This window comes from Paenimyroides baculatum, assembly GCF_008629655.1.
Taxonomy (GTDB): Bacteria; Bacteroidota; Bacteroidia; order Flavobacteriales; family Flavobacteriaceae; genus Flavobacterium; species Flavobacterium baculatum.
Genome location: NZ_VWSG01000014.1, coordinates 1 through 25,252, shown reverse-complemented (window position 1 = coordinate 25,252; position 25,252 = coordinate 1). Strand labels below are relative to the sequence as shown.

Genomic DNA, 25,252 nt, shown 5'->3' with positions numbered 1-25,252 from the left:
GTTCGTATAAATCAAATCAAAATCATTTACAAAAATTAAAAAGCTCACAAAATGCGTTTATTATTAACGATTGTTTTGTGTATGTTAGGCTATGGCGTTTTTGCGCAACATCAGTTAACCGGTGTGGTGAAAAACAGCATGGGCGAAAACATCGCAGACAGTCATGTTGATTTAAGCAGTAATTGTGTGGATACAGATGCATCGGGGACTTTTATTTTTACGGATCTGCAAAGCGGATCGTATACATTAAAGGTTTCGGCAGATGGTTACGGCGTTTATCAGGAAAAAATTTATTTGAATCAGTCAAAACAAATTACCGTTGTTTTAAGTGAAGAAGAAACCTTGGAAACCCTTGTAATACATACCGCACAGCAAAAAGCTTACAATCAGCAGAAAGTTACACAGAAATATCTTCAGGATAATTACAGCAACAGTCTAGCAAAAACCTTATCAAACGTTGTTGGGTTAGATGCCGTTACCGTTGGATCGCAAACCGCAAAACCTATGATGCGCGGCTTGGGATTTACACGCCTGGCTGTTACTGAAAACGGAATTAAGCAGGAAGGACAACAATGGGGTGCCGATCACGGTTTGGAAATTGATGCCTTAACAACCGAAAGTGTTGAAGTTATTAAAGGTGTTGGCACTATTACGCACGGGGCGGACGCGATTGCGGGTGTGATAGAAGTTAACAACGAAACAATTCCGACCGATGGTTTTAAGGCGCAATACATTACAACTGCCCAAAGCGTAAACAAATCGTGGGCAAACGCGCTGAATATGTCGTATAAAAAAGGCGATCACTTTTATAAATTCAAAACATCTTACACCACATTTGCCGATTTTAAGGTTCCGGTTGATGAAATTAAGTATCTGTCTACAAAAATTCCGTTAACAGATGGAAACATGACCAATACAGCCGGAGACGAACTATCGGTTTACGGGCAATGGGGTTATGTAAAAGATGATTTTCAGAGTATTTTAAGCATCAGCCAGTTTCAAAACAAATCGGGATTTTTTGCCGGTGCACACGGAATTCCTTCTGTGAATGATGCAAAGCCCGACGGTAGTGAACGAAACATCGGCATGCCTTATCAGCAGGTAAATCATACCAAAGTAACCTATCATGCAAAGTGGTTAAATACGCATGATGTGTGGGATTTTAAGTTTGGCTTTCAACGCAATCATCGTCAGGAATACAGCTTGTTCCATTCGCATTATTCCAATCAGGTTCCGCCCGAAATCAACCCTAATTTAGAGTTAGATTTTAAATTGAATACCCTGAACGCCGAATTATCGTATAAAAAAGACTGGCTGTTAGATCATACCACTATTTTAGGTGTGCAAAGTCAGTATCAAACCAACGATATTGCGGGTTACAGTTATTTAATGCCAGAATATGATCGTTGGAATTTAGGCGTTTTCGGAAAACATACTTGGAATTTTGCAGCCGATTGGAATTTGGAATTTGGCGCAAGATACGATGTTGCTAATGTAAAGGTTGCCGGATTTTTTGATGAGGTTTTGTTCGATTATTTATCGCAACGCGGCACACCAGAAGATCAAGCTCGACAGAATGCTCAACGAGCTGAATCGTTATCTAAAGATTTTTCAAGAGGAAATGTAGCTTTTGGCGTATCGCACCAAATCACGGCCGATTGGGAAAGTACACTTACAGTGGCATCAAACTTCCGATTTCCAACGGCAATGGAATTAAGTTCGAACGGAATTCACCATGGAGCTTTTCGTCACGAACAAGGAAATCAGAATTTAGATGTTGAAAAAGGCTGGGCTTTTGATTTAAGTCAGCATTTCCACAAAAATAACTTTAAAATAAACGCAAGTGCTTATTTATATTATTTCACTAATTACATTTTCTTAAAACCAACGGGCGCGTTTTCTATTTTGCCTCATGGCGGACAGGTTTACAAATACGACCAATCGAAAGCGATGCTTACCGGTTTAGAGGTTGATGCGCAGTACCAATGGAACAAATTTGGTTTCCAGTTACAGGCGGCTTATTTGTACAATAAGCAGATTAGTGATTCGGGAGTTGATTATCCTTTGCCGTTTTCAACCCCAATCAACGGACAATTTAATGTTCAATATTATTTAAAAGATGGTAGTTTACTGCAGCAAAATCAGTTTCAGATAGGAACAAAAACAGCTTTGCAGCAAAACAGAATTGCCCAAAACGAGGAAGTAACACCGGGTTACACCATTGCAAAAGCACAATTTAGTTCGGTACTGAATTTTAAGGGTTTTAAACCGCAGATTCGTTTGCAGGTGAACAATGTTTTTAACACGGTTTACTATCATCACAACAGTTTTTACCGCGCTTTGGATATTCCGGAGTTTGGCAGAAACATTCAAATTTTTATAACAATACCATTTTAATTTTAAAAAGAAATCAATCATGAAAAAATTAGCAAGTTTAAGTTTCGCAATAATCAGTTTAATAGCAATTTCATCATGTTCAGACGATGATGCAGTGATAGATACAACAAAACCAACTATTGAAATTATAACACCAACAGATCATCAGGAAGTTGAACCGGGATCGGTTTTTACAGTAAAAGCAAATTTGGCAGATAATGTAGGTTTGGCAAGTTATAAAATCGAAATTCACTCGGCAGAAGACGGTCACGAGCATAAATCAAAACAGCTTTTAGCTGAAGATTTTGAGTATTCTTTTGTTGGCGAAATTGCGAATAAACCAACAGCTTATATTTTAGAGCATGCAATTACTATTCCTGCCGATGCACCGGAAGAGCATTACCATGTTGGAATTACGGTTTTAGATGTAAACGGTAACCAAAACCAGCAGTTTGTTGAGATTTTTATTGGTCACGATCACAGTCATTAATAGATTCATTTTTATTTACAGATCCCAAATCACTTAGGTTTGGGATTTTTTTATTAAAAGATTAACTAAAGTCTAAATGTTAACCACATTTCAAGAATACTAAAATTTGAAATTATTCGTTTATCTTTGAAGATTAAATGAATTTAATTATGAAATTTTTCAAACAAATAAGCCTTTTATTTTTACTAACAACTGCTTTTACTTTTGTAGGCTGTAATGACGAAGATCCAGATTCTGTTGGCCCTACGATTGAAATTACCAATATTCCAGATAATAAAGAATTTAAGTTTGGCGAAGATTTGTTCATGAACTTTAGATTTACAGATCAAACAGGCGTTTATGAATATGCGTATGAAATTTATTCGAAAGATTTTTTACCTAAAGAATTTACTGTAGAACAAAAACTATTTGATCTGCAAGGTTCTTACACTGAAATTAATCAAAAACAGACGGTGATTTTACCAGCAAAAGTTGATAAAGAGATTTACGATGAAGGCGAATATATTATAAAGGTGCAAGCATCAGATATTAATCAAAGAGTTTCAACCTATTACAAGCCAATCCGTATTGTTTATCCGGCAGCGGAATAATTCAAAATATATGAAAAAGATTATAATACCTGTTTTAATGGCATCAGCCGTATTTGTTTCGTGTAAAAACGATGACAATGTTGCTGATATAAAAAAGCTTCCAATATCAATAACCAGCGTAAACGGCAATTTGCTGTTTACATACAGCGCAAGTGGACAGTTGGTTAAGGTAACCGATGAAGATTCTGAAACAGAATATACTGAAACTATTTTTACGTATGATAGCACAGGTAAATTAATAAAGTTTGTAACGGTTTATAACGATCCTGCTGGAACCGAAACCAGTTCGTATACGATTAGTTATCCTACAGCAAATCAGGCAAAAGTGACCGATGAAGACAATGATTACATCATGGTGAACTTTAACGATAAAGGTCAGGTTTTAAACTTTAACAACTTTGGTGATGTCACAACATTTACCTACGATACCAAAGGAAATATTGTAAAAGTTGTCGATGAAAGTTCTACAACTACTGCGAGTTATAATAACGATAAAGGTATTTTAAGTGGCACGACTTCGCCTAAATGGGTATTGCTTTTAAGCGATTTTGATTTACATTACTTCGCAGAAAATAATCCGATTTCTGTAACAAACGTTTCAGAATATGAAGGAACAACCTACACTTCGTCTGAAACCTATTCGTATCCGGTAGAGCATATTATTGCGGGTTATCCAACGCGTATGTCTGTGAATTACACCGAAAACGGATCTACAAATAACGAAGTTTATACCATTAATTATTAAAAGATTAACTTCTTATAAATAAACTCCTTTCTTGTTTATATGGAAAGGAGTTTTATATTTGCACCAAATTTAGAAATTAACTTATGAAAAAAATAATCTTTGCAACCCTGCTTTTTGTTGGTTTTGCATTCACTTCTTGTGAAAAAGATAAAGAAGACGAATCTAACTACCAACGCAATTTATCTTCCCTCAAAAATTTACGGCGATAGTGGTCCGGTTACTTTTAAATACGACGATAAAAACAGAATTACCGAGATGAAGCAAGGCGATTCTGATTATACCATTACAACTACACTTAACTATACCGGTGATTTAGTAACTTCGGCAAAAGTTGAAGAAGTTACTACAGAAAATACGTACACATCTGATTATACTTTTACCTATCAAGGCAATAATGTATTGATTTCTTATGATGATAATCCAGAACCAGTAGATGCTTTTACGATTGATGCTAAAGGTAGGTTAGTAGGTTACGATGGCGGATCAATCACTTACGATACTGCAGGAAATATAAAGAAAGTTACCAGTCCTTACGACGAATATTCTTTTGAATACGACACTAAAAACGGTGTATTTAAAAATGTAAAAACGCCACAATGGCTGTATGTTTTTCTTTTAGACGATTACTTTTTTTATTTGGTTAACAACTCTATAAACATTGATTATAAAGATTTAGAATCATCAGAAACCGATACTCAAACAATCAATTATACTTACAATACATATAATTTTCCTGAAAAAATATTGTTTTCAAACGAAGATTATTACATAAAAGTAGAATACACTAAAAAATAATTTTAACTCTTAAAATATATACTTATGAAAAAATTAGTATTATCGGCATTTGTTTTAGCCGGATTAATGTTCACGTCTTGTGATAAAAACGATGATAACAACACAACAGAAGAAGGAACAGTAGGTGTATCAAAAATGTACCTACCATCGAAAATTGTTGCAGATGACGGTACAACGGTTTTTACATACAATAACAAAGCACAATTAACTAAAATTGCCGAAAGCGATGGGTATGAATATACATTTACTTATTCTGGCGAGCAATTGGTTGAAGCTACTACTACAGAAAATAATATTAAAACGTTCTATACTTTTTCTCAGTCTGGAACAAAATTGACTGTTAGCATGAAAGCTGAGTTTAATGGTCAAACACATAATGACACCGAAATATTAACCTTAGATAGTAAAGGTAATTTGCTTAACGACGGATATTTTAATTATACTTACGATGCCAACGGAAATATAACTAAAATGAAAAGCGATGATAGCGAAGAAGTTATTTTTAAATTTGACGATAAAAACGGTATTTATAAAAATGTGAAATTACCACAATGGGTTTTTGCTTACATTGTATCAGAGCAAGTTAATTTAGTTAACAATGCAGTAAATATCGATTACAAAGATTCAGATTTTCCAGAAGATAATTTTACAGGAACAGTAAAATATGAATATAATACTGATAACTATCCTGTGAAAATGGAAGCAACTTCATCTATAGATGGGACTTTCATACAAACAATCGAATACACTAAAAAGTAATCTTATATAATTCAGATAATTAAAACTTGCCAACCTCGGCAAGTTTTTTTATTTTGCCTTAAAATTTTTAGACATATGAAAAAAATAGTATTTTTTTTTATTACAATTATTTGTATAAACTTACAAAGTTGTGCAGATTATGTAGATGATAATGCTGTTCCTTCGGGAAATAATTCAAGCGCCGGAGGCTCCGGGAATGGTTCGGGAGGGAATAATGGAGGAGGAAATAACGGCGGAGGCTCAATGACTATAAGTGCTAATTTACCAGTGAAGATTTTTTCTTATCTAGCAACCACATCAATAAAGTATGATAATAAAGATCGAATTTCAGAAATTTCCAATTTAAATGAAAATGGAAAATTAGGGTACTATTCAAATGCTTATTTAACATATTCAAACGATACATTAAAAAATATAAGTTATGTAAGTGACTATACAGGAAACCCAGTTACTACTATTTATAATTTTTCATACAGTTTAAATACAATTTCTATAGAAAAGTTGAGTGAAGGTTCAAGTAGAATTGAACAAGTATCCATTGATAACAATGAAAGGGTAACTAAAGTAGAAGAAAAAGATAATGTCCTTTCAAGATCATATTCTTATGATACCAAAGGAAATATTTCTATGTTAAAGTATAGTTATAGCCAACTTGAAGTTTCGTTCAATTATGATAATAAAACTGGAATCTTTGAAAAGGTCAATCTACCTCAATGGTTAAAGCAATATATTTGTTTTACTTTTATAAATGCAACAATGTCTTTTAGTATGATTAATAATCCGGTAAACTCTACAAGAAATCAAGGAAGTATTTTAAAATATTCGTATTTTTATCAATTTAATAGTAACGGTTATCCAGAATACGTAGCACATGAGGAAGAAAATCACTTCAATGGATATACTTATCAAATTGAATATTCTAAATAAATAAAAACTTGCCAACCTCGGCAAGTTTTTTTATTTTGCAGAACATCAACAATACAATCATGAAAAAATTAGTCAGTTCTATTTTTATCGCTTCGGTTATCCTTTCGCAAAGCGTAAATGCCCAAAATAAAACAATGAATTATCCGCAAACAGCAAAAAAAGAAGTTGTAGATACCTACTTTAACAACAAAATAGCAGATCCGTACCGTTGGTTAGAAGATGATAGATCTGCCGAAACTGCCGCTTGGGTTACCTCCCAAAACAACGTAACTTTTGCTTATTTAGATCAGATTCCGTACCGCGATCAATTAAAAAAACAATTGACAGAAAAATGGAACTACGAAAAAATTGGCGCTCCGTTTGTAGAAGGCGATTTTACCTATTATTATAAGAATGATGGTTTGCAGAATCAGTCGGTTTTGTATCGAAAAGACAAATCGGGCAAAGAAGAAGTTTTTTTAGATCCGAACACCTTTTCTAAAGACGGAACCACTTCGTTAGCCGATGTTTCTTTTACCGAAGATGGAAGTTTGGTTGCTTACGCTATTTCAGAAGGTGGAAGCGACTGGCGAAAAATCATCGTTCTAAACTCAAAAGATAAATCGGTTATTGGTAAAACCTTGATTGATGTAAAATTTTCGGGAATCAGCTGGTACAAGAACGAAGGTTTCTACTATTCAAGCTATGACAAACCAACGGGATCAGAACTTTCTGCAAAAACAGATCAGCATAAATTATATTATCACAAATTAGGAACATCGCAAAAAACCGATCAATTAGTGTTTGGTGAAAAATACAAACGCCGTTACGTGAGCGGATACGTTACCAACGATCAAAAATACTTGGTGGTAACTGCTGCAAATGCTACATCGGGTAACGAATTGTACATTCAAGATCTAACAAAAGCAAACAGCCAAATTCAAACCATTGTGACAGGATTTGATAACGATTATTCGATAATTGATTCTAAAGACGGGAAATTGTATATCGAAACAAATCTAAAAGCTCCCAATAAAAAATTAATGGTGGTAGATGCGGTTAAAGTAATTAATTTAAGCGCGTGGGAAGATTTGATTTTAGAAAGTGATAACGTACTTGATTTATCTAAAGCCGGCGGATATTTTTTTGCTCGATACATGAAAGATGCCGTTTCGGTTGTTGAACAGTTTGATTATTCAGGTAAATTTATTCGCAAAATTCAGTTGCCGGGCTTGGGAACAGCAAGTGGTTTCGGTGGAAAAAAAGATGCGAAAGATTTGTACTATTCGTTTACCAACTATATTACGCCGGGAACTATTTATAAAATGAATATCGTTGCGGGTACATCAGAAGTGTATCAGCAGCCAAAAGTAAAGTTTTACCCAAGCGATTACGAATCTAAACAGGTTTTTTACGCATCTAAAGATGGTACGCAAGTGCCTATGATGATTACCTATAAAAAAGGAACGAAGTTAGACGGAACAAACCCAACAATGTTGTATGCCTACGGAGGGTTCAATGTGTCGTTAACACCAAGCTTTAGTGTTGCCAATGCGGTTTGGTTAGAAAATGGCGGAATTTACGCAGTACCGAATTTACGTGGAGGTGGTGAGTACGGTAAAAAATGGCACGATGCAGGAACAAAAATGCAAAAGCAAAATGTGTTCGACGATTTTATTGCAGCAGCCGAATATTTAATTAAAGAAAAATATACATCGAGCGAGAAACTGGCAATTCGCGGTGGATCAAACGGAGGATTGTTGGTTGGTGCAACCATGACACAACGGCCAGATTTAATGAAGGTAGCTTTACCGGCTGTTGGTGTGTTGGATATGTTGCGTTACCACACGTTCACGGCAGGTGCAGGCTGGGCTTACGATTACGGAACGGCAGAAGATTCTAAAGAAATGTTTAATTATTTAAAAGGATATTCGCCGGTTCATAACGTAAAAGCAGGAGTTTCATATCCGGCAACAATGGTTACAACTGGTGATCATGACGATAGAGTAGTACCGGCACATAGCTTTAAATTCGCTGCTGAATTACAGGATAAAAATGTGGGTAACAACCCAATGTTAATTCGTATTGATGTGAATGCAGGTCACGGTGCAGGAAAATCGGTTCAGCAAACCATTAACGAAAATGCCGATATTCAGGCCTTCACCCTTTGGAATATGGGCGTTACGAAGTTGTAGTTTAAAACATTATATTTACTAAACACCTGCAAGATATTTATTCTTGTAGGTGTTTTTTATTAAATTAGCAACATGATGAATTTATTTAGAAACAGTATATTATTTCTAGCTACAGTTTTTATTCTTATTAGTTGTAAAGAAGGTGATTTTAACGATGAATCTAAAAGAAACGAGAATTGGGCGTATTGGATTGATGAAGATTCAGGTAAAGGTTCTTGGATTCCAATAACTGATGAAACTACAGTAGAAAACGGAGTTTATCATTTATTTTATGGCAATGGAAAACTTTTCGAAAAGGGTAAATTAAAAAATAAAGTTCATGTTGATACAGTTTACAGATATAATGAACAAGGTGAAGTTATTAAATATCATATCCATCAAAAAGATACTATATTATATGTTTATCTAAAAGATGGGGATTATTTAGAGAAATACCATAATGGTCAGATTTACGAAGAAGGAAAGTTAACCAACGGAACTTTTAATGATAATTGGATAAGGTATTACGAAAGCGGACAACCAGAATGGATTCAAAACCTTGAGAATGGTACTGGAAAAATTATTTGGTTTTATGAAAGTGGACTTAAATTGTCAGAAGAAAACAAAGTTAATGGCAAAACGAATGGTATTGTTAAACATTGGTATGAAAATGGTAAATTAAAAGAGGAAACTAATTGGAAGAATGGAATACCGCATGGTTTACATACGTTTTATTATGAAAATGGTAATGTTGAACAATATATTTATTGGATTAATAATAAAGCAGAAGGAAAATCTGAGAGCTTTTACTCTAACGGTAATATTAAGCAGTTAAAATTTTTTGTTAAAGATGAGTTGGAAGGACCATATAAACAATGGAAAGAAAATGGCTTGTTAGAATTTGATGGTGCCTACAATAATAAACAGTTATCTGGTATGGTTTTTAAATATCACTCAAATGGGATTGTTGCTGTAAAAGGTTTTGTTAAAAATTCTTATGCGCCTACAGGAATATTGGAGGAGTTTAATGAAAACGGAAAACTAATAAAAAAGGGATATTTTGAAAATGGAAATTTAATTAAAGAAGAGAAATTTTAAGCATAAACATCAATCAAAAAATCCATCGTTTAACGCGATGGATTTTTTTATTTAGAAGGTTTGTCGCCGTTAGCCAGCGAAAATTTCATTGATTTTTTAGGATACTGTTCAAAACTAATATCACTTGGATTATTAATCAATGTTTTAATACTTATTTTATCGCCTAACTTAAAATTAGCTTCTGTAAATTTATAATCTAACAAATAAGGTCCGCAGAAATAATTTCCTTTTTCATCTTTTTCAATGATGCCTTGGTATAAACCTTCTTTCGTTTCTTTTCCCATAACGTTTTATTTAAACCACAAAGATAAAGACTATTTATTCTTTTTTACATCGTAAGTTACAATTAGATTCAAAATATATTGAATTCCAATTTCAGGATTTGCTTGGTTTAAAACTTTGTCAAATATCGAATAGTCAACTCCTTCATAATAAAATGTTTTTGATTTTCTTTCTAATTTCTTTATATGGTTGTTGGAATTATAAGAAGAAATTTCTGAACTTTCAAAAGCACTGTATTCCTGATATTGATTTTTTGGATGAGCCGCATAAAAACTTTCATTTGCTCTTGGCTCACCAATTATTTCTCTTTTATATGCAGTAAAATATTTTTTCTGTTTGCTATCTATGACATTTTGCGCTTCATTTGATAATTACTGTTTAATTTTCTCGATATCATTGTTCATATAATCAACCTTTATAATATCGAAAATTTCAAAATTAGAAGCTTCAGAAATAATATCTTCAATTTTAGAATAATCACTTAATGTAATAATGATGTTTTTCTTTACTTCAAATCCTGTAAACTTCTGCACGCTTGATTTTGAAGATTCATCAATATCAAAATCATATATTTTTGTTTGCGAAATAAAGTCAATAAAAATATTTTCCTTTTTAATTCCTAAAGAAGATAATTTTTTTTCAAAACTATTTATTCGTTTATTGATACCTTCATTAGCTTCTTTTAAAGAAACTTTTTCTTCGTTAACGCCGAAAGTGATTTTGTATAAATCTGCTTTTTCATTCAGTAGAATGTTTGCAGTAAATACAACGGTAGAATCAGTGGATATAAAGTTTGAAATTGATTGTGGCACAAAGCGGTCATAATTTCGTGAATTCCTGTAAATTTGATTTCCGCCATGTTGTGAATACACATTTATAGATAGTATTACAACAAGGATAAGTAATATTTTCTTCATGATCTATTGTTTTAAAATGAGAATTACTAAAAATCTAAGCATTTTAATAAATTGCAATATAGTCTTTTTTTAAACAATTTATAATTAGTAAATTCTGTTACTTAAAATTCATAACTTTATAAAATCAAACATTCAATAAAAAATGGCAACAAAAGCTTACGCAGCCTTTAATGCGGTAGATCCGCTGGGTGCACATACTATAGAACGAAGAACTTTAAACGCGAAAGACATTTTTATTAAAATAGAATATTGTGGCGTTTGCCACAGCGATCTGCATACGGCAAAATCAGATTGGGGACCAACAAATTATCCGTCAGTTCCAGGGCATGAGATCGTTGGTAGGGTAGAAGCTGTTGGTAGCGAAGTATCAAAATTTAAAGTAGGCGATATTGTGGGCGTTGGCTGTATGGTAGAATCGTGCCAGCATTGCCATTCATGCGATGAAGGTTTAGAGCAGTATTGCGAAAACGGATTTACCGGAACCTACAATTCTAAAAACTCCAAACACGGCGGCATTACATACGGCGGTTATTCAGAAAACATTGTGGTTGAAGAAGGATTTGTGTTAAACGTACCAACCAATTTACCTTTAGAAAACGTAGCACCTTTATTGTGTGCCGGTATCACAACCTGGTCGCCACTGCGTCATTGGAACGTGAAAAAAGGCGATAAAGTGGGCGTTGTTGGTTTAGGTGGTTTAGGTCACATGGGCGTTAAGTTCGCCAAAGCAATGGGTGCGCATGTGGTGATGATTACAACGTCGGCAAGTAAAGGCGAAGATGCCATGAAATTAGGTGCCGATGAGGTTTTAATTTCTAAAGATTCCGAGCAAATGAAACAACATGCATATAGTTTCGATTTTCTTTTAAACACCATTCCGGTTACGCATGATGTAAATCCGTATTTATTGTTGTTAAAACTCGATAAAACCATGTGTATGGTTGGTGCAATTGAACCGTTCCCGATTCATGGTGGCGTGTTGATTAACAAACGCAGAAACATTGCCGGATCGTTAATTGGTGGAATTAAAGAAACACAGGAAATGCTAGATTTTTGTGGTGAGCATGGAATTGTATCAGAAGTTGAAGTAATCAACATGCACGAAATTAACGAAGCTTATGTGCGCATGCAACAATCTGATGTGAAGTATCGTTTTGTAATTGATATGAAAACGTTGTAAAAACCGGTTTTTTACTTTTCTTAATTATTGTCTATATTTGCCCTTTATTAATTTTAAAAAGACAAATATGAAAAAAGTATTATTACTATTAGTTGCCGTATCATTTTCTTTTGTTTCTTGTGATAAGAACGATGACAATCAGGTGGTTGCAGAAACTTCCCCTATTCATGGTAAATGGGAAGTTAAAACGTATGACGTGGAAGCTACTGTGAACGGAGAACCATTACCAGATGAAGATATTGATTTGGATAATGTGGTGGGAACTATTTTTGAGTTTAAATCAGGAAACAAATTTTCAGTTTCTTCTTATAATGATGAAGAAGGTAAATGGGAAACAGACGAAGGTACTTATGTTTATCACACTGCTCAAAATAAAGTAGATTATACTATGGTTGATCCTGACGGAACTAGTTATACTCAAACAATGAATGTGAAATTGTTAAACAGTACTAATTTTAATTTCAATTTAACAAGTGAAGAAAAAGAAGGGAATTTTGTATTTAAACTTTCTCTTGATTTTAATTGCGAAAAAGTAAAATAGGCAATAAAATAGCAGTTGTATCGTTTTGTATGTAACTAAATTAATTTAATATGAAAAAATCAGTTATAAACATTTTAGCACTTGCTTCGGTAATTACAACAGCAGGTTTTTTGTTAGACGGCGATGCTAAAGAACCAAATGTATTGATGCGTTTTACAGAATATGTAGCCATGCTTACCATTATTTTTACCATTTTATCCGGATTTTATTTTGGGATAAAATCAGTAACAAAACGATTACAGATTTTAAAATAATAACAAAAAGCTCTTGAGAAATCAAGAGCTTTTTGTTTTACATACTCATCTTAACCATTGGTTCTAAACATTCACCAGTTTGTAACTTATTATTATTTTCGTCTGTTAAAAAATCGACTTTTTTAGTTTTGGATTTATAGGTAATTTTAAACAATCGAGTTTTAAATTTTTCTGACTTTTCAGGTGTAAAAGTAAAAACATCCTTCTCTATTTTATAAGTTCCGTTTATAAACTGTAAGTTCTGCGTTAAAGCTAAAATTTCGCCATTTTCATCGGCTTGATTTTTTTTAACCGAATCATAATTGTAAGTGGTAATAATCATTCGAGCCAAATTGTTATTCCAACCATATTCTAAAAGGGTTTCGGTTACATACGTTAAAGAATCTTTCTGTTCTTCAGCTTTAAAAACAAAACATTTTTTTTCATCATCTTCAAAAGGAAGCTCTTCTATTTTTGGTGGAGGAGGAACTTCTTTAACAGGTGGTGGCGGAACAATTTTCTTCGGTTTCTTTTTTTGAGCCGATCCAACAAAACACATTAAAAGTGCGGTAATCATGATTAGTTTTTTCATAAATGTTAATCTTTAAAACCGTTAAAACTTTCATCAACAATACGTTTCCATTCTAAATGGCGTTTAATGTATGCAAACACAAGCGGACAAAGTGGAATTAATTTGTAATTGTTTTCTTCTAAATAAACTAATGTTTTTTCTATAAGTGCTGTTGCCGCACCACGCCCAGCTAATTCAGGCGGACTTTCGGTATGAATCAACTTAATAACATTGTCTTTTTCTTTAAAGTCTATAAAAGCGGTAAAGCCATCTACTGTCAGTTCAAATCTATTGTTGTTATTGTTTTTTACAACGTTAAGTACTATAAATTCTTCTTTCATATTTTTTCTTTTTTGTAAAGATATGTTTTTGGATTGCTATGAATGTTAATTGATTTAAACAAAAGCCGAAAATCCGGTAATGCTTCGTCCTACAATTAATGAATTTATTTCCTTGGTACCTTCATACGAATAAATTGCTTCGGCATCGGCAAGGAATCGAGCCACATTGTATTCCAATAAAATACCGTTTCCGCCCATAACTTCACGAGCGCGCGAAACAATATCCCGAGTCCTTAAAGTACAGAAAACCTTGGCTAACGAGGCATGTTCATCTTTCAACTTACCTTCGTCTTGCAATTCAGACAAACGAAAAACCATTGTTTGCATGGCGGTTAAATTGGAAAGCATCTCTACCAAATGATTTTGAATTAACTGAAAAGCCGCAATTGGTTTGCCAAACTGTTCGCGCTGTGTGGTGTACGCCAACGCATTTTCGTAAGCTCCGCGAGCACATCCAACCGCCATCCAGGCAACGCCGGCACGTGTAGCTTGTAAAACTTTAGCGGTATCTTTAAACGAATTGGCGTTTGGTAAGCGGTTTTCTTCTTGAACGATACAATTCTTCATCGTAATTAATCCGTTTTGAACAATACGCAATGCCATTTTATCTTTGATTTTTTCAACCGAAAATCCTTCCGTATTTGTTTCAACAATAAAACCTTTTACCTGATTATCTGCAACATCGCGTGCCCAGATCACCACAATATCAGCAAACGTAGCATTGCCAATCCATTTTTTTTGTCCGTTCAACACCCAACCGCTTTCGGTTTTTTTGCAGGTAGTAGTCAATCCACCGGCAGCACCTGAACCAACTTCGGGTTCGGTCAGTCCAAACGCGCCAATTTTTTTGAATTGCTGTAAAGATGGTAACCATTTTTGTTTCTGCTCTTCGGATCCGCAGGTGTAAATACTGCCCATACACAAACCGCCTTGCACACCGAAAAATGTTGCGATGGAAGCATCAACCCGAGCCAGTTCGCAAGCGATAATTCCTTCTAATAAAGACGATTTTCCTGCACAGCCGTATCCATCGAAGCTTAATCCGGCAATATTTAGTTCGGCTAATTTTGGAATAATTTCTTTAGGAAATTCATCATGAAGCCAGTATTCGTTCACAATTGGGGCGATTTCTTTTTCCATGAAAGCTCGAACTTTTAACTGCAAGGCTCGATCATCCGCAGAAAGTTTATCACCAATGTCATAAAAATCGGCATCGATTGGCGGAACTTCATGTTTTTTATTGGCATTGTTCAGCAAATGAACAATTCCTTTCAGTTGATCGTCGTTTAAAGAACCTACAGATTCCATCAGTTTTTTTAGATCGACTTTCTCATTCAGTTTTTGCAGTGCACCAATATCAATTGCCTGAATTAATTCAATGGTTTTCTTAATTTTATCCAGCATGATTTTTCTTTTCAAGATACGAAAAGAAATTGATTTTCAGACCTCACAGGTTTTTAAAACCTGTGAGGTCTTAAAAAAAATGATTATTAAGAAGTTTATACCAAACCAAAATATAATTAAGATTTTCGTCAGTTCGAGCTTGTCGAGAACTTATAATTCAAAGACTTCTCGAGTAAGTTTTCGATAGAAAACTTACTCGAAGTGACGAGCATAAACATATCTTGGTGTAATGCTAGTTACAGTCAATAAAAAAACGATCTGTTTAAGATCGCTTTTATGATAAGTTTGATAAATCGGTTTCGGTTTCCAACTCGATCGGTGGCTGATTCTGACGGAACAATCTCGCAGATAAACTACCTTTCAACATGATTTTTGATCCGCAAACTTCTAACCAACTTCCTTCACGAAGTCCTAAAACGGGTTGCGAATTAAAGCAATGAAATTCGTTAATACGGGTCTCGCGCGTTTCGCCCATATGGGTTGATCCTTCCATAGGATCTAAATAATGCGGGTTGATATTGAACGGAACCATTCCCAATGTTTGAAAACTCGGCGGATACACAATAGGCATATCGTTCGTAGTTTCCATAGTTAAACCGGTAATGTTGCTACCTGCCGAACATCCCAAATAAGGCGTGCCGTTTTGCAATACTTCTTTTAACGGAAGCATTACTTTGTACCAGTACAATTGCTTAACCAATAAAAAGGTATTACCACCGCCTGTGAAAATTCCCTCGGCTTTTTCAATAGCTTCTACAGGATTTTCAAAAGTGTGTAAACCCACTACTTTTTTATCGATTTGTGCAAAGGCTTCGGCAACTTTAGCCGTGTAATCGTCGTGCGAAATTCCGCCCGGTCTGGCATACGGAATAAACAATATAGTGGTTACATTTTTAAAATGATCTTTTAAAACCGGCAGTAAATATTCTAAATATCCTAAACCGTAAACAGTTGAGGTACTTGCTATGATTAAATTCTTCATGAGTTACAAATAAACAACAAACTTATTTATTTAACATTTGTTTGCCAAAACGTTGATTATGTTTTAACGTTTTTGCTGATACTTTTGTTGAAATCCAAATAAACACTTATGAAATATTTTTATTTTTTGGTATTTCTTGTATCAACTGCTTCGTTTGCGCAAGAAAGAAACGAACATAAAATGCGATTGATGATTACCGAAGTTGGTATTTTTCCTTTAAAAGTGATCAATGTTGCAACAAAAGAAGTAGTATCAACCGATGCTGGCGGTTACTTTGTAATAAATGTGCAGCCAAACGATGAACTGGCATTGATTGAAAACGAGTTTTATCAATTGAAATATTTTATAAAGAAAGAAGATCTTCAAAACAATATAATTCGTATATATCCTGAACCATTGACCGAAGTTTTACGGGAAATCAAAGTGGAAAAAATCACGGGGAAATCGTTGGGTTTTGATTCCGCAGTAATTAATAAATACATCTACAAAAGAAATCCTAACCCAAATATGGATTTTAAGGCGATGTTTCTATGGTTGTTGGGCAAAATGAAGAAAGAAAGCGATGGCGAAGTATTTGTTGAACGCCGCCCAACCGAAATGAACCCTTATGTTGCGGGTTTGCCAAGAAGCGTTATGACCGATTATTTGAAAATTCCCGATGAATTGGTCGAAAAATTTTATTATTACTTGAATGATGATTATATTGTTGACGAATACATTAAAAGTGGCGACGAAGCTAAATGGCGTATGTATTTGTTAGACAAATCGTTTCAGTTTTTAGAGCAAGAAGCACAAACCAAGCGTTAAATAAGTGATAATACATTTTGTGCTGATAAAAGAATGAATAGTTTTGCAATATGAAAAAAATAATTACTTGTATAATAATGCTGTTTTTTATAGTGTTGGGAAGTTTAAACGGCTTTGCACAGCAAAAAAAGGTGTTAGGTAAAGTGGTGTCAAAGGCACGAGATTTAGAGGGCATCTATATAAAAAACGTAAATACAAAAACGTCTGCATTAACACAAAAAGGCGGTTATTTTTCTATTGACGCAAACCCGAACGATACGCTTGTTTTTTCGGCAGTACATTTAATAGGTCGCGAAAAAGTTTTATCGTACGCCGATATGAACAAATCGCTGGTTTTTGTTCCAATGGAATACGCCGAAAATATACTGGAAGAATTAGTGATAGATCGCCGTGTAACAACCGAAAGTTTAGGTTTGGGCGGCGCACGCAAATTCACTCCGGCACAACGAAGATTACACACAGCAACAACATCTAACGGAGGAATTATTCCTGTAGATGCCATTGTAAACGCAATAACAGGCAGAACAAAAATGCTTAAAAAAGCGGTTGAATTAGAAGGGGAGCATCTTTTTGTACAACAACTTTTAAACAAATTTCCGTTAGAATTTTATACCGAACGTTTAAAAATACCAGAATCATATTACATGGCATTCGGATACTTTATGGCACAAGATCCAATCATTGTAACATCGTACCAAACAGTAGATATTACGCAGCTTAACATTATGTACACAGAAAAAGCTACAGAATTTTTAGAAATTGTAAAGGTTTTAAAATAATAGTTTTACGTAACTTTGTAATAAAATAATCAAAATGTATTTAAATCTATATATAAGTCCGCTTATTTTAGGCATCGGTGGTGGCGAAATGGTACTGATTATAGGCGTTATTCTAATGCTTTTCGGATCAGATAAAGTTCCCGAAATGGCGCGCGGTTTGGCACGAGTAATCAATCAGGTTAAAAGTGCATCGAACGAATTAAAGTCCGAAATTACTAAAAGTGTCGATGAAACCGGAGTGATTAAAGATATTAAGGAAGCCGTAAATGTAGAGGATATTAAAAAGCGAATTGGTATTGATGATATTAAAAAATCGGTCAATTTAGACATGGATCAGTACAATCCGTTAAACGATGTGCAGCAGGAAATTGACAAAGCCAAAGAAGATATTGAAACAATGACTGGCCCAATTAAACGCCAAAACTAATGTTTGAAAACCTTATTGAAAAAGATCAGCAGCTTTTGATCTACTTAAACAATTTAGGAACCGATTTTTTGGATCCTATTTTTATGTACATTACCCACCAAATTAACTGGTGGCCGTTTTTTTTAATCATTATTTTTTTACTGTTAAAAAAGATTTCACTAAAACAGTTCGGACTTTTAGTATTGATACTAACCGTTTTTTTTGTTTTTACCGATCAAATGACCAATCTTGTAAAATACAGTGTTGACAGATTACGCCCGGTGAACGATCCTTTGATAGAACCTTATTTACGTGTGCTACGAAAAGCCGGCAGTCCCAGTTTCTTTTCTGGCCATGCATCAAATTCTAGCGGTTCTATTTTAATCATCTTTTTAATAATGAAAAGATATTACAAATACGCCTGGCTTATTTTCTTTTTTCCATTGATCTTTGCCTACACACGTATTTATCTGGCATTGCATTATCCGTTAGATATTTTATGCGGATACATTTTCGGACTTTCATCAGGGTTTTTATTCTATTATATCTTTAGATATTTCAACAATAAATACAAACTAACGGACAAACAACAAAAAAACGCTTTACAATAGAAAGCGTTTTTTTGTTGTTTTATAAAACTCTACTAACTGTTAAACCATCGCGTATTGGTAGTAAAACCGTTTCAACTCGTGGATCTTCGTTTACAATTTTGTTGTATTCTAAAAGTATAGGTGTTGATTTATCGTTTTTCTGAACATCTTCTAAAACCTTTCCGCTCCATAAAACATTGTCCGATAGAATAATTCCGCCTTTATTCATAATAGGTACAATCAAATTCCAGTAATTGATATAGTTTTCCTTATCGGCATCAATAAAAACCAAATCAAACTTTTTATTTAAAGTAGGTACTATATCCAAAGCATTACCAACGTGCTGAATAATCTGATCTTTAAATGCAGAAGTATTGAAATATTTATGTTGAATATCTTCCAATTCTTCATTAATATCAATGGTATCAATAGTTCCATCGCTTTTCAAACCTTCTGCCAAACACAAAGTAGCGTAACCGGTGTAGGTTCCTAATTCTAAAATATGTTTTGGATTTATAATTTTAGAAAGTATACTTAACACACGCCCTTGAAAATGACCGCTTAACATGCGTGGTTGCAAAATTTTCTGATACGTTTCCTTATTTAACTGCTGTAAAAGCTCGGGTTCGGCTGCAGAATGCTTTTCTATATAATTCTCTAATTCTTCTGAAATAAAATGCATATACTTTTATTTTCCGGCAAAGATAACGAACAATTTTATAAATAGTTCAACGTTTTGTAATTTGCAATTTATTAATACTAACTCTTAAAATGTTAAATTTCAAACAATTAATCGTTATTTTTTATCGTTGTTATGTAAAAATACTATATTTAGAAACTATTTAATAATAAAAACATGAACACTACTTTAAAAAATGCCATTGTTGGGATTGGATTTTTAAGCTGCGCAATGGTTTTAACGGCAATTGTATCTTTAGGAACAGCAAATATCGATCAGGATGCTGATTTACTTGCCAAAGCAAAAATCACAAAATCCACTACAGCACCTTCAACCGAAATTCAAAATATAAAATAGCTGTTTTTTGTTGTAACTTTGCAGCATGAATACAGTTAAAAAAGACATACGCAGTTTAACCAAAGAGCAGATACGTGACTTTTTTGTGGCGCAGGGTGATAAAGCTTTCCGCGGCAATCAGGTGTATGAATGGTTGTGGAGCAAAGGCGCGCATAGTTTTGATGATATGACAAACGTATCAAAAGAAACCCGTGTTTTGTTGGAACAGCACTTTGTAATAAACCACATTCAGGTAGATACCATGCAGCACAGCAACGACGGTACTATAAAAAATGCGGTGCGTTTACACGATGGTTTAATTGTAGAATCTGTTTTAATTCCTACCGAAAAACGTACAACAGCTTGCGTGTCAAGCCAAGTTGGTTGCAGTTTAGACTGTAATTTTTGTGCAACGGCGCGTTTAAAACGCATGCGTAATTTGGCACCCGATGAAATTTACGATCAGGTAGTGGCTATCGATCAGGAAAGCCGACTGTATCACAACCGTCCGCTATCAAACATTGTATTCATGGGAATGGGCGAACCGTTGATGAACTACCCGAATGTAATGAAAGCGATCGGAAAAATTACTTCAGACGAAGGTTTGGGAATGTCGCCAAAACGTATTACCGTATCCACTTCGGGCGTTTCAAAAATGATCAAAAAAATGGCAGACGATGAGGTTAAATTCAACCTTGCTGTTTCACTGCATTCGGCAATCGAAGAAACCCGAAACAAAATCATGCCTTTTACCAAAAGTTTTCCTTTACCCGAACTGCGTGAAGCGTTAGAATATTGGTACAGAAAAACCAAAAGCAAAATCACTTACGAATATGTGGTTTGGAAAGGCATTAACGACGATAAAAAAGCCATTGATGCCCTGGTGAAATTCTGCAAATATGTGCCTTGTAAAGTAAACATCATAGAATACAACCCAATCGATGATGGCGAATTTCAACAAGCCGATCCAGTTGTTATCGATGCGTATCTTAAAGCGTTAGACAATGCCGGTATTGTAGCAAAAGTACGCCGATCGCGCGGAAAAGACATTGATGCTGCCTGCGGACAATTGGCTAATAAATCATAAAAACAACCTGCAAGGTATCACACTTTGCAGGTTGTTTATTTGAAGCTTTTCCGGCTTTCCGCTATATCTTTCTTGTTGCCCGAGCCGAGTCGAGGGCAACAAGAAAGGATACCGCTGCAATCCGGGCTATTTATAAAAATTACATTTTTCATTTTAAATTTTAGTTAGTTGTAAATCCGCATTTTAAGATCCTTTTCCAAAAATATTTAAAAAAAAACAATCTTCTTACAACCTTTTCCGTTTCTTTTGCGTCTATGTATGTAAAGAGTCAAAACAATTGAATCTAAAAAAAAGTTTTACCGAGTCTGAATTAATAAATCAGGTACAAAACAACAACCGTGCGGCACAAAAACAACTGTTCGATCAGTTTTCGCCAACCATGTTAAGTACCTGCAGGCAGTATATTAAAGATCTTCACAATGCCGAAGATGTAATGCTGTGTGCCTTTATGAAAGTGTTTCAAAACATTAATCAGTACCGGAACGACGGAAGTTTTGAAGGTTGGATCCGTAAGATTATGATTCGCGAAAGCTTGTCGTTTCTTCGATCAAAAAAAGAACTCGATTTTATAGAAGATGCCAATCAGTCGGTATTAAGTGTGGTTTCAGAATCCTACGAAATATCGAACGATTACCAAAAACTGATTGACGATTTGCCGAAAGGCTGCCGATACATTTTTGTGTTGAATGTGATTGAAGGATACAAACATCAGGAAATTGCCGAAATGCTGAATATTTCCGTAGGAACATCGAAATCGCAACTGGCTTACGCTAAAAAATTACTGAAACAACAAATTGAATTAATACGATAGATGATGGAGGATTTTGAAAAAGATATAAAAGATTTTTTCCAACGCCGCGAAATAAAACCATCGGCAGATGCGTGGCAGCGAATGGAAAATCTTTTAAACGAACCGCAGGCAAAACCAAAAAAATCAAATAGAATTTATTGGGCAGTTGCAGCATCGGTTGTTGTGCTATTCGGGCTGTTTACATTGTTGCAAAAGCAAGATAAAGAATTGATCAATCCTGCTTCAAATAATTCGTACGTAATAAAAGATAGTGTATTAAATAAAATTCAGCAGCCGCAAAAAAATAATCAAATTGTAAAGGCAGATGATGTTCCGCAGAAAATAGAAAATAGGAGAAAGCAATCAACAACAATTAAAAAGATTCCTGAAAAAATTTCCGAAAAAGTAAATAGGGAAGTGTACGTTGTTCAGCAAAATAAAGTTAAAGAAGATGCTTTTCCGGTAGAGAAAATGGTTTCTACTGAAATTGCATCGGTTCAAAATCCCAAAAACCAGATTTATGTTAACCCAAACAAGTTGTTGCGAAGCGCCGAAATGGAACGCCAAACTGACAACATGATCTCGAACGGACAAAATTTCTGGAAAAAGGTAAAAGAAATAAACACAGTTGTAGTACATTCTAAATAACACAATATGAAAAAACTAATTTTAACCACCGCATTTTTATTGAGCATTTTAAGTGTTCAGGCACAAGAATTTTTTAGTGACAAACGTCCGGTTCAGTCGGCAAATCAGTTTACAAAGAAGGTAAACGATATTTCGTATGATATCGATTTAATCATTAAGAACAACAAAGAAAAGCTGAAACAGGATTTGAACGAAATCGATCAAAAAGTAGAAAGCAATCAATTAACTAAAGTGGAAGCTGATAAGTTACGCAACGAAAAAGCCGAGTTTTATGCCAAACGAATTGAAGAGGAAACTAAAGTTCAGGAAGATAAAATCAAGGTGCTGATTAATAATAAAATCGAAGACAATATCAACTTTAGTACCGACATGAGTACGTACCAAAAGCAGTTGGTAGAAAATAAAACATTATTTGTAGTCGATTATAATATCGGACAAAGTATTATGGTTGTTAACGGTAAAACAAAGCAAGATATTTACAATACCAAAAGTGCCATTTCTTCATTTGGTTTAAGTTTAGGAGCTAAAACGCGAGTGGGAAAAGAAACTTCACCTTTTTTCTGGAAATCAATAATTGAAGTAACCGGGCAAACATTTAAATTTAACGATAATAAATCGTTTGAAAATGTAAATAACGAAACCGTTTTAGTTGATATTGGTTTTCCTGTAAAAAAATCTACCATGTATATGACCGAATTTAAGCTAGCAAATTATATGGAGTACGATTTTTCAAAGCATAAGGTAGATGAATTCGGAAATAAAATCATAAAATCACGTCGGTCTTTCTTTGTTGGCGCTGGTGGATTTATAGGTTTTAATGGAATTAGTCGAAATATTGTGTATGAACAAAATGGAGATAAATACAGAGAATCTACCCAAGCAAAATTTAATTCTAACAGATTTATTTATGGAGTTGGTGCGTATATTGGATATAAAGACATTAGTATAAAAGCAGAATATAATTTAAATAAAGTATTTAAAAATTCATTTGCAGATCAAAACGTGCTTAATGTAAGTGTTGTTTTTGAATTATTATAAATTTATAATAAAATGTTAAAAACGGCACAGCCTTTGCTTTTCACTGTAACAAATTACTAAATTACGCTACTCACTATAAAAATTAAAAAGAACAAAAAATGAAAAAATTACTATGTTTTGCAGTGTTTGCCTTTGGTATGTCTGTTCAGGCACAGAATATCGATACTGTTATCGAAAAAAATGTTGCTATAAAAACAGCACAAGCAAATGAGGACCTAACCTTAAGCGAAAAAATAAAAGTAGTTAACGATCAGGTTGATAACGGTCGAATCACAAAAGATCAAGCGTATCAAATCATCACAAAATTCTCAAACGAACAACCGGTTTATGTACAAGGTTATCCTGCTGAAGATGTCGTAGCAGTTGTTGAAGAGCTTGAGGAAGTAGATGCGGCCGATGAAAATTACGATTACGATTGGGGCAAAGAAACATCACCTTTCGATTTTGCAATGGGCGTTCAAATGGATACCGTAGTTAAATACGGCACCAAAACAACACCTTATTTAGCATTTGGCGTAGGTAACGTAGCTACCGATGGCGCTTTTGCAAATTCAGAATTCGGTTATATGCGTTCAAACTACTTCGAATGGGGAGTTGCCGCACGTACACCTTTCAGCAAAACCAATAACAAATGGGGTATTCGTTACGGTTTAGGCTTTAAATATAACGGTTTGGCAACAACGCAAAATCGTGAATTTGCTTTAGCAGGAAATCAAACAGTTACAACTGCATCAACAAAACAATTGCGTAAAAATTACGCGTATTTCCGCAACACCTATGTAACTATTCCTATTTCGTTAGATTTTACAACCACTTCAAAAGTGTATAACGAAGCAAACCGTCGTTTTACAACAAAAGAAGGAATTAACTTTGGAGTAGGTGGATACGTTGGTTACAACATCAACTCAAAACAATTCATCAGATACGAAAATGCCGATGGATACAAAGTTTCAGAACAACAAAAAGGAGATTGGAATGTAAACGATTTTCAATACGGCTTAACAGCTTATGCAGGAAAAGACCACTTTAAAGTAGTGTTAAAATACGATTTAAGCCCTGTGTTCAGTAACAACGTAGTAGATCAAAACTATTGGAGTATCGGACTTCAGTTAGGATTATAAAAACAAAAACCAGCTAATCAGCTGGTTTTTTTATGCACGGGTGGAGGGATTCGAACCCCCATCAACGGTTTTGGAGACCGCTATTCTACCCTTGAACTACACCCGTAGAACATTTCGGTTGCAAATATAAATGCAAAAAGCTAATAAAACCTAATAAATCATCCAAAGAAATTGCTGTTAAAACCTAATTTGTTTAAGTTCAGCGCCTTTAAATTATATTATAGAAACCACCCATACATTATATATAGTAATTCGGGCGTTCCCCTTACATTTAGTTTCAAAACAAAATCTGGAAAAATCATCATAGAAGCTAACATAAAATTCGATTAAGTATTTGGTGGCGAACTATTCGCTCCAAGTCCTTGCTCGTCGTGCCTCCTCGCTGCGGGCTATCCGCTGCTATCTCTAACGCGATTTTGTTTTAGGTTGTGTGTTGTAAGTTTTAGGTTTTTAGTCTTAAATAAAAATCCGTGTAAATCAATGAATCTGTGGTTAATGGTTTAAGGTTTCAAGTTATTTTGATACATCAATTGCCCTGAACTTTAGTTAGGGGGTTATTGTAAATTAAAGTTGGCTTTAGACAAATA

General features: G+C 34.3%; 29 protein-coding genes and 1 tRNA gene. 22 read left to right on the top strand and 8 right to left on the bottom strand.

Going from position 1 to position 25,252, the window contains the following annotated elements; all coding sequences use genetic code 11:
- Positions 1 to 51: 51 nt before the first annotated feature.
- From F0460_RS14350 to F0460_RS14310, 9 genes are all read left to right on the top strand, one after another.
- Positions 52 to 2,397 carry a TonB-dependent receptor gene (locus F0460_RS14350; protein ID WP_150014441.1) on the top strand — a complete coding sequence of 782 codons (2,346 nt, stop codon included), beginning with the start codon at positions 52 to 54 and terminating at the stop codon, positions 2,395 to 2,397.
- Between the two features lie 19 nt (positions 2,398 to 2,416).
- Positions 2,417 to 2,866, top strand: coding sequence for a DUF4625 domain-containing protein (locus tag F0460_RS14345; RefSeq protein ID WP_150014439.1), 450 nt, complete (start codon positions 2,417 to 2,419; stop codon positions 2,864 to 2,866).
- Between the two features lie 149 nt (positions 2,867 to 3,015).
- On the top strand, positions 3,016 to 3,456 hold the full coding sequence (locus F0460_RS14340; RefSeq protein WP_150014437.1) for a hypothetical protein: 441 nt from the start codon (positions 3,016 to 3,018) through the stop codon (positions 3,454 to 3,456).
- Between the two features lie 10 nt (positions 3,457 to 3,466).
- Positions 3,467 to 4,201 carry a hypothetical protein gene (locus F0460_RS14335; RefSeq protein ID WP_150014435.1) on the top strand — a complete coding sequence of 245 codons (735 nt, stop codon included), beginning with the start codon at positions 3,467 to 3,469 and terminating at the stop codon, positions 4,199 to 4,201.
- A gap of 138 nt (positions 4,202 to 4,339) precedes the next feature.
- A complete protein-coding gene (locus F0460_RS14330; protein WP_150014433.1) occupies positions 4,340 to 4,996 on the top strand; it encodes a hypothetical protein in 657 nt (218 codons plus the stop codon).
- A 24-nt stretch (positions 4,997 to 5,020) separates the two neighbouring features.
- On the top strand, positions 5,021 to 5,755 hold the full coding sequence (locus tag F0460_RS14325; RefSeq protein WP_150014431.1) for a hypothetical protein: 735 nt from the start codon (positions 5,021 to 5,023) through the stop codon (positions 5,753 to 5,755).
- Positions 5,756 to 5,830: 75 nt separating this feature from the next.
- Complete coding sequence (locus tag F0460_RS14320) at positions 5,831 to 6,682, top strand: hypothetical protein (RefSeq protein WP_150014429.1); 852 nt, start codon at positions 5,831 to 5,833, stop codon at positions 6,680 to 6,682.
- Between the two features lie 134 nt (positions 6,683 to 6,816).
- Positions 6,817 to 8,856 carry a prolyl oligopeptidase family protein gene (locus F0460_RS14315; protein ID WP_397361893.1) on the top strand — a complete coding sequence of 680 codons (2,040 nt, stop codon included), beginning with the start codon at positions 6,817 to 6,819 and terminating at the stop codon, positions 8,854 to 8,856.
- 72 nt (positions 8,857 to 8,928) lie between these two features.
- Entirely contained in the window at positions 8,929 to 9,933 is a 1,005-nt protein-coding gene (locus tag F0460_RS14310; RefSeq protein WP_150014425.1) for a toxin-antitoxin system YwqK family antitoxin, read from the top strand.
- A 47-nt stretch (positions 9,934 to 9,980) separates the two neighbouring features.
- Here the strand turns inward: F0460_RS14310 and F0460_RS14305 are convergent, their stop codons facing one another.
- On the bottom strand, positions 9,981 to 10,217 hold the full coding sequence (locus F0460_RS14305; RefSeq protein WP_150014423.1) for a hypothetical protein: 237 nt from the start codon (positions 10,215 to 10,217) through the stop codon (positions 9,981 to 9,983).
- A gap of 369 nt (positions 10,218 to 10,586) precedes the next feature.
- A complete protein-coding gene (locus F0460_RS14300) occupies positions 10,587 to 11,132 on the bottom strand; it encodes an SIMPL domain-containing protein (RefSeq protein ID WP_150014421.1) in 546 nt (181 codons plus the stop codon).
- A 142-nt stretch (positions 11,133 to 11,274) separates the two neighbouring features.
- Here F0460_RS14300 and F0460_RS14295 point away from each other — a divergent pair, with 142 nt between their 5' ends.
- The 3 genes from F0460_RS14295 (at position 11,275) to F0460_RS14285 (ending at position 13,107) form a co-directional block, all read left to right on the top strand.
- Positions 11,275 to 12,312 carry an NAD(P)-dependent alcohol dehydrogenase gene (locus F0460_RS14295; protein ID WP_150014419.1) on the top strand — a complete coding sequence of 346 codons (1,038 nt, stop codon included), beginning with the start codon at positions 11,275 to 11,277 and terminating at the stop codon, positions 12,310 to 12,312.
- 67 nt (positions 12,313 to 12,379) lie between these two features.
- Complete coding sequence (locus F0460_RS14290; protein ID WP_150014417.1) at positions 12,380 to 12,853, top strand: hypothetical protein; 474 nt, start codon at positions 12,380 to 12,382, stop codon at positions 12,851 to 12,853.
- Positions 12,854 to 12,903: 50 nt separating this feature from the next.
- On the top strand, positions 12,904 to 13,107 hold the full coding sequence (locus F0460_RS14285; protein ID WP_150014415.1) for a hypothetical protein: 204 nt from the start codon (positions 12,904 to 12,906) through the stop codon (positions 13,105 to 13,107).
- A 37-nt stretch (positions 13,108 to 13,144) separates the two neighbouring features.
- On the opposite strand, the gene F0460_RS14280 is transcribed toward F0460_RS14285, so the two are convergent.
- The 4 genes from F0460_RS14280 to pepE all read right to left on the bottom strand — a co-directional run bounded on the left by F0460_RS14280 (position 13,145) and on the right by pepE (position 16,384).
- Positions 13,145 to 13,678 (bottom strand): hypothetical protein, encoded by a 534-nt coding sequence (locus tag F0460_RS14280; protein ID WP_150014413.1) that lies wholly within the window; start codon positions 13,676 to 13,678, stop codon positions 13,145 to 13,147.
- A gap of 5 nt (positions 13,679 to 13,683) precedes the next feature.
- Entirely contained in the window at positions 13,684 to 13,998 is a 315-nt protein-coding gene (locus F0460_RS14275; RefSeq protein ID WP_150014411.1) for a GNAT family N-acetyltransferase, read from the bottom strand.
- 54 nt (positions 13,999 to 14,052) lie between these two features.
- On the bottom strand, positions 14,053 to 15,402 hold the full coding sequence (locus F0460_RS14270; RefSeq protein WP_150014409.1) for an acyl-CoA dehydrogenase family protein: 1,350 nt from the start codon (positions 15,400 to 15,402) through the stop codon (positions 14,053 to 14,055).
- A 274-nt stretch (positions 15,403 to 15,676) separates the two neighbouring features.
- Positions 15,677 to 16,384 (bottom strand): dipeptidase PepE, encoded by a 708-nt coding sequence (pepE, locus tag F0460_RS14265; protein WP_150014407.1) that lies wholly within the window; start codon positions 16,382 to 16,384, stop codon positions 15,677 to 15,679.
- Between the two features lie 108 nt (positions 16,385 to 16,492).
- On the opposite strand from pepE, the gene F0460_RS14260 reads away from it, so the two are divergent.
- From F0460_RS14260 to F0460_RS14245, 4 genes are read left to right on the top strand one after another with little or no spacing between them, the layout of a single operon-like run.
- Positions 16,493 to 17,191, top strand: coding sequence for a hypothetical protein (locus F0460_RS14260; RefSeq protein ID WP_150014405.1), 699 nt, complete (start codon positions 16,493 to 16,495; stop codon positions 17,189 to 17,191).
- Between the two features lie 50 nt (positions 17,192 to 17,241).
- Positions 17,242 to 17,970 (top strand): hypothetical protein, encoded by a 729-nt coding sequence (locus F0460_RS14255; RefSeq protein WP_150014403.1) that lies wholly within the window; start codon positions 17,242 to 17,244, stop codon positions 17,968 to 17,970.
- A 34-nt stretch (positions 17,971 to 18,004) separates the two neighbouring features.
- The gene (locus tag F0460_RS14250) at positions 18,005 to 18,397 is read left to right on the top strand and encodes a Sec-independent protein translocase subunit TatA/TatB (protein ID WP_223810827.1); all 393 of its coding nucleotides are present in this window, start codon (positions 18,005 to 18,007) and stop codon (positions 18,395 to 18,397) included.
- Positions 18,397 to 18,987, top strand: a complete 591-nt coding sequence (locus tag F0460_RS14245; RefSeq protein WP_150014401.1) for a phosphatase PAP2 family protein — start codon at positions 18,397 to 18,399, stop codon at positions 18,985 to 18,987. Before F0460_RS14250 ends, F0460_RS14245 begins: the two co-directional genes overlap by 1 nt.
- Before the next feature lie 19 nt (positions 18,988 to 19,006).
- Here the strand turns inward: F0460_RS14245 and F0460_RS14240 are convergent, their stop codons facing one another.
- Positions 19,007 to 19,648: an O-methyltransferase gene (locus F0460_RS14240; RefSeq protein WP_150014399.1), complete on the bottom strand. Its 642-nt coding sequence runs from the start codon at positions 19,646 to 19,648 to the stop codon at positions 19,007 to 19,009.
- Between the two features lie 174 nt (positions 19,649 to 19,822).
- On the opposite strand from F0460_RS14240, the gene F0460_RS14235 reads away from it, so the two are divergent.
- The 6 genes from F0460_RS14235 to F0460_RS14210 all read left to right on the top strand — a co-directional run bounded on the left by F0460_RS14235 (position 19,823) and on the right by F0460_RS14210 (position 24,665).
- Complete coding sequence (locus F0460_RS14235) at positions 19,823 to 20,002, top strand: hypothetical protein (RefSeq protein WP_150014397.1); 180 nt, start codon at positions 19,823 to 19,825, stop codon at positions 20,000 to 20,002.
- 25 nt (positions 20,003 to 20,027) lie between these two features.
- Positions 20,028 to 21,068 carry a 23S rRNA (adenine(2503)-C(2))-methyltransferase RlmN gene (gene rlmN, locus F0460_RS14230; RefSeq protein WP_150014395.1) on the top strand — a complete coding sequence of 347 codons (1,041 nt, stop codon included), beginning with the start codon at positions 20,028 to 20,030 and terminating at the stop codon, positions 21,066 to 21,068.
- 277 nt (positions 21,069 to 21,345) lie between these two features.
- Positions 21,346 to 21,879 (top strand): RNA polymerase sigma factor, encoded by a 534-nt coding sequence (locus F0460_RS14225; RefSeq protein WP_150014393.1) that lies wholly within the window; start codon positions 21,346 to 21,348, stop codon positions 21,877 to 21,879.
- Positions 21,880 to 22,506, top strand: a complete 627-nt coding sequence (locus F0460_RS14220) for a hypothetical protein (protein ID WP_150014391.1) — start codon at positions 21,880 to 21,882, stop codon at positions 22,504 to 22,506.
- Between the two features lie 6 nt (positions 22,507 to 22,512).
- Positions 22,513 to 23,544, top strand: a complete 1,032-nt coding sequence (locus F0460_RS14215; protein WP_150014389.1) for a hypothetical protein — start codon at positions 22,513 to 22,515, stop codon at positions 23,542 to 23,544.
- 98 nt (positions 23,545 to 23,642) lie between these two features.
- Entirely contained in the window at positions 23,643 to 24,665 is a 1,023-nt protein-coding gene (locus F0460_RS14210; protein ID WP_150014387.1) for a porin family protein, read from the top strand.
- A 35-nt stretch (positions 24,666 to 24,700) separates the two neighbouring features.
- On the opposite strand, the gene F0460_RS14205 is transcribed toward F0460_RS14210, so the two are convergent.
- Positions 24,701 to 24,771, bottom strand: a tRNA-Trp gene (locus F0460_RS14205).
- Positions 24,772 to 25,252: the final 481 nt, after the last annotated feature.

What these genes read in the sequence shown, in the direction of transcription:
- F0460_RS14335 (WP_150014435.1), top strand. Translation starts at nt 3,467, where the DNA reads ATGAAAAAGATTATAATACCTGTTTTAATGGCATCAGCCGTATTTGTT.
- F0460_RS14210 (WP_150014387.1), top strand. Translation starts at nt 23,643, where the DNA reads ATGAAAAAATTACTATGTTTTGCAGTGTTTGCCTTTGGTATGTCTGTT.
- F0460_RS14305 (WP_150014423.1), bottom strand. Translation starts at nt 10,217, where the DNA reads ATGGGAAAAGAAACGAAAGAAGGTTTATACCAAGGCATCATTGAAAAA.
- F0460_RS14325 (WP_150014431.1), top strand. Translation starts at nt 5,021, where the DNA reads ATGAAAAAATTAGTATTATCGGCATTTGTTTTAGCCGGATTAATGTTC.
- F0460_RS14315 (WP_397361893.1), top strand. Translation starts at nt 6,817, where the DNA reads ATGAATTATCCGCAAACAGCAAAAAAAGAAGTTGTAGATACCTACTTT.
- F0460_RS14280 (WP_150014413.1), bottom strand. Translation starts at nt 13,678, where the DNA reads ATGAAAAAACTAATCATGATTACCGCACTTTTAATGTGTTTTGTTGGA.
- F0460_RS14275 (WP_150014411.1), bottom strand. Translation starts at nt 13,998, where the DNA reads ATGAAAGAAGAATTTATAGTACTTAACGTTGTAAAAAACAATAACAAC.
- F0460_RS14285 (WP_150014415.1), top strand. Translation starts at nt 12,904, where the DNA reads ATGAAAAAATCAGTTATAAACATTTTAGCACTTGCTTCGGTAATTACA.
- rlmN (WP_150014395.1), top strand. Translation starts at nt 20,028, where the DNA reads ATGAATACAGTTAAAAAAGACATACGCAGTTTAACCAAAGAGCAGATA.
- F0460_RS14320 (WP_150014429.1), top strand. Translation starts at nt 5,831, where the DNA reads ATGAAAAAAATAGTATTTTTTTTTATTACAATTATTTGTATAAACTTA.
- F0460_RS14345 (WP_150014439.1), top strand. Translation starts at nt 2,417, where the DNA reads ATGAAAAAATTAGCAAGTTTAAGTTTCGCAATAATCAGTTTAATAGCA.
- F0460_RS14310 (WP_150014425.1), top strand. Translation starts at nt 8,929, where the DNA reads ATGATGAATTTATTTAGAAACAGTATATTATTTCTAGCTACAGTTTTT.
- F0460_RS14235 (WP_150014397.1), top strand. Translation starts at nt 19,823, where the DNA reads ATGAACACTACTTTAAAAAATGCCATTGTTGGGATTGGATTTTTAAGC.
- F0460_RS14295 (WP_150014419.1), top strand. Translation starts at nt 11,275, where the DNA reads ATGGCAACAAAAGCTTACGCAGCCTTTAATGCGGTAGATCCGCTGGGT.
- F0460_RS14240 (WP_150014399.1), bottom strand. Translation starts at nt 19,648, where the DNA reads ATGCATTTTATTTCAGAAGAATTAGAGAATTATATAGAAAAGCATTCT.
- F0460_RS14290 (WP_150014417.1), top strand. Translation starts at nt 12,380, where the DNA reads ATGAAAAAAGTATTATTACTATTAGTTGCCGTATCATTTTCTTTTGTT.
- F0460_RS14300 (WP_150014421.1), bottom strand. Translation starts at nt 11,132, where the DNA reads ATGAAGAAAATATTACTTATCCTTGTTGTAATACTATCTATAAATGTG.
- F0460_RS14260 (WP_150014405.1), top strand. Translation starts at nt 16,493, where the DNA reads ATGAAATATTTTTATTTTTTGGTATTTCTTGTATCAACTGCTTCGTTT.
- F0460_RS14215 (WP_150014389.1), top strand. Translation starts at nt 22,513, where the DNA reads ATGAAAAAACTAATTTTAACCACCGCATTTTTATTGAGCATTTTAAGT.
- F0460_RS14270 (WP_150014409.1), bottom strand. Translation starts at nt 15,402, where the DNA reads ATGCTGGATAAAATTAAGAAAACCATTGAATTAATTCAGGCAATTGAT.
- F0460_RS14255 (WP_150014403.1), top strand. Translation starts at nt 17,242, where the DNA reads ATGAAAAAAATAATTACTTGTATAATAATGCTGTTTTTTATAGTGTTG.
- F0460_RS14250 (WP_223810827.1), top strand. Translation starts at nt 18,005, where the DNA reads ATGTATTTAAATCTATATATAAGTCCGCTTATTTTAGGCATCGGTGGT.
- F0460_RS14340 (WP_150014437.1), top strand. Translation starts at nt 3,016, where the DNA reads ATGAAATTTTTCAAACAAATAAGCCTTTTATTTTTACTAACAACTGCT.
- F0460_RS14220 (WP_150014391.1), top strand. Translation starts at nt 21,880, where the DNA reads ATGATGGAGGATTTTGAAAAAGATATAAAAGATTTTTTCCAACGCCGC.
- pepE (WP_150014407.1), bottom strand. Translation starts at nt 16,384, where the DNA reads ATGAAGAATTTAATCATAGCAAGTACCTCAACTGTTTACGGTTTAGGA.
- F0460_RS14350 (WP_150014441.1), top strand. Translation starts at nt 52, where the DNA reads ATGCGTTTATTATTAACGATTGTTTTGTGTATGTTAGGCTATGGCGTT.
- F0460_RS14245 (WP_150014401.1), top strand. Translation starts at nt 18,397, where the DNA reads ATGTTTGAAAACCTTATTGAAAAAGATCAGCAGCTTTTGATCTACTTA.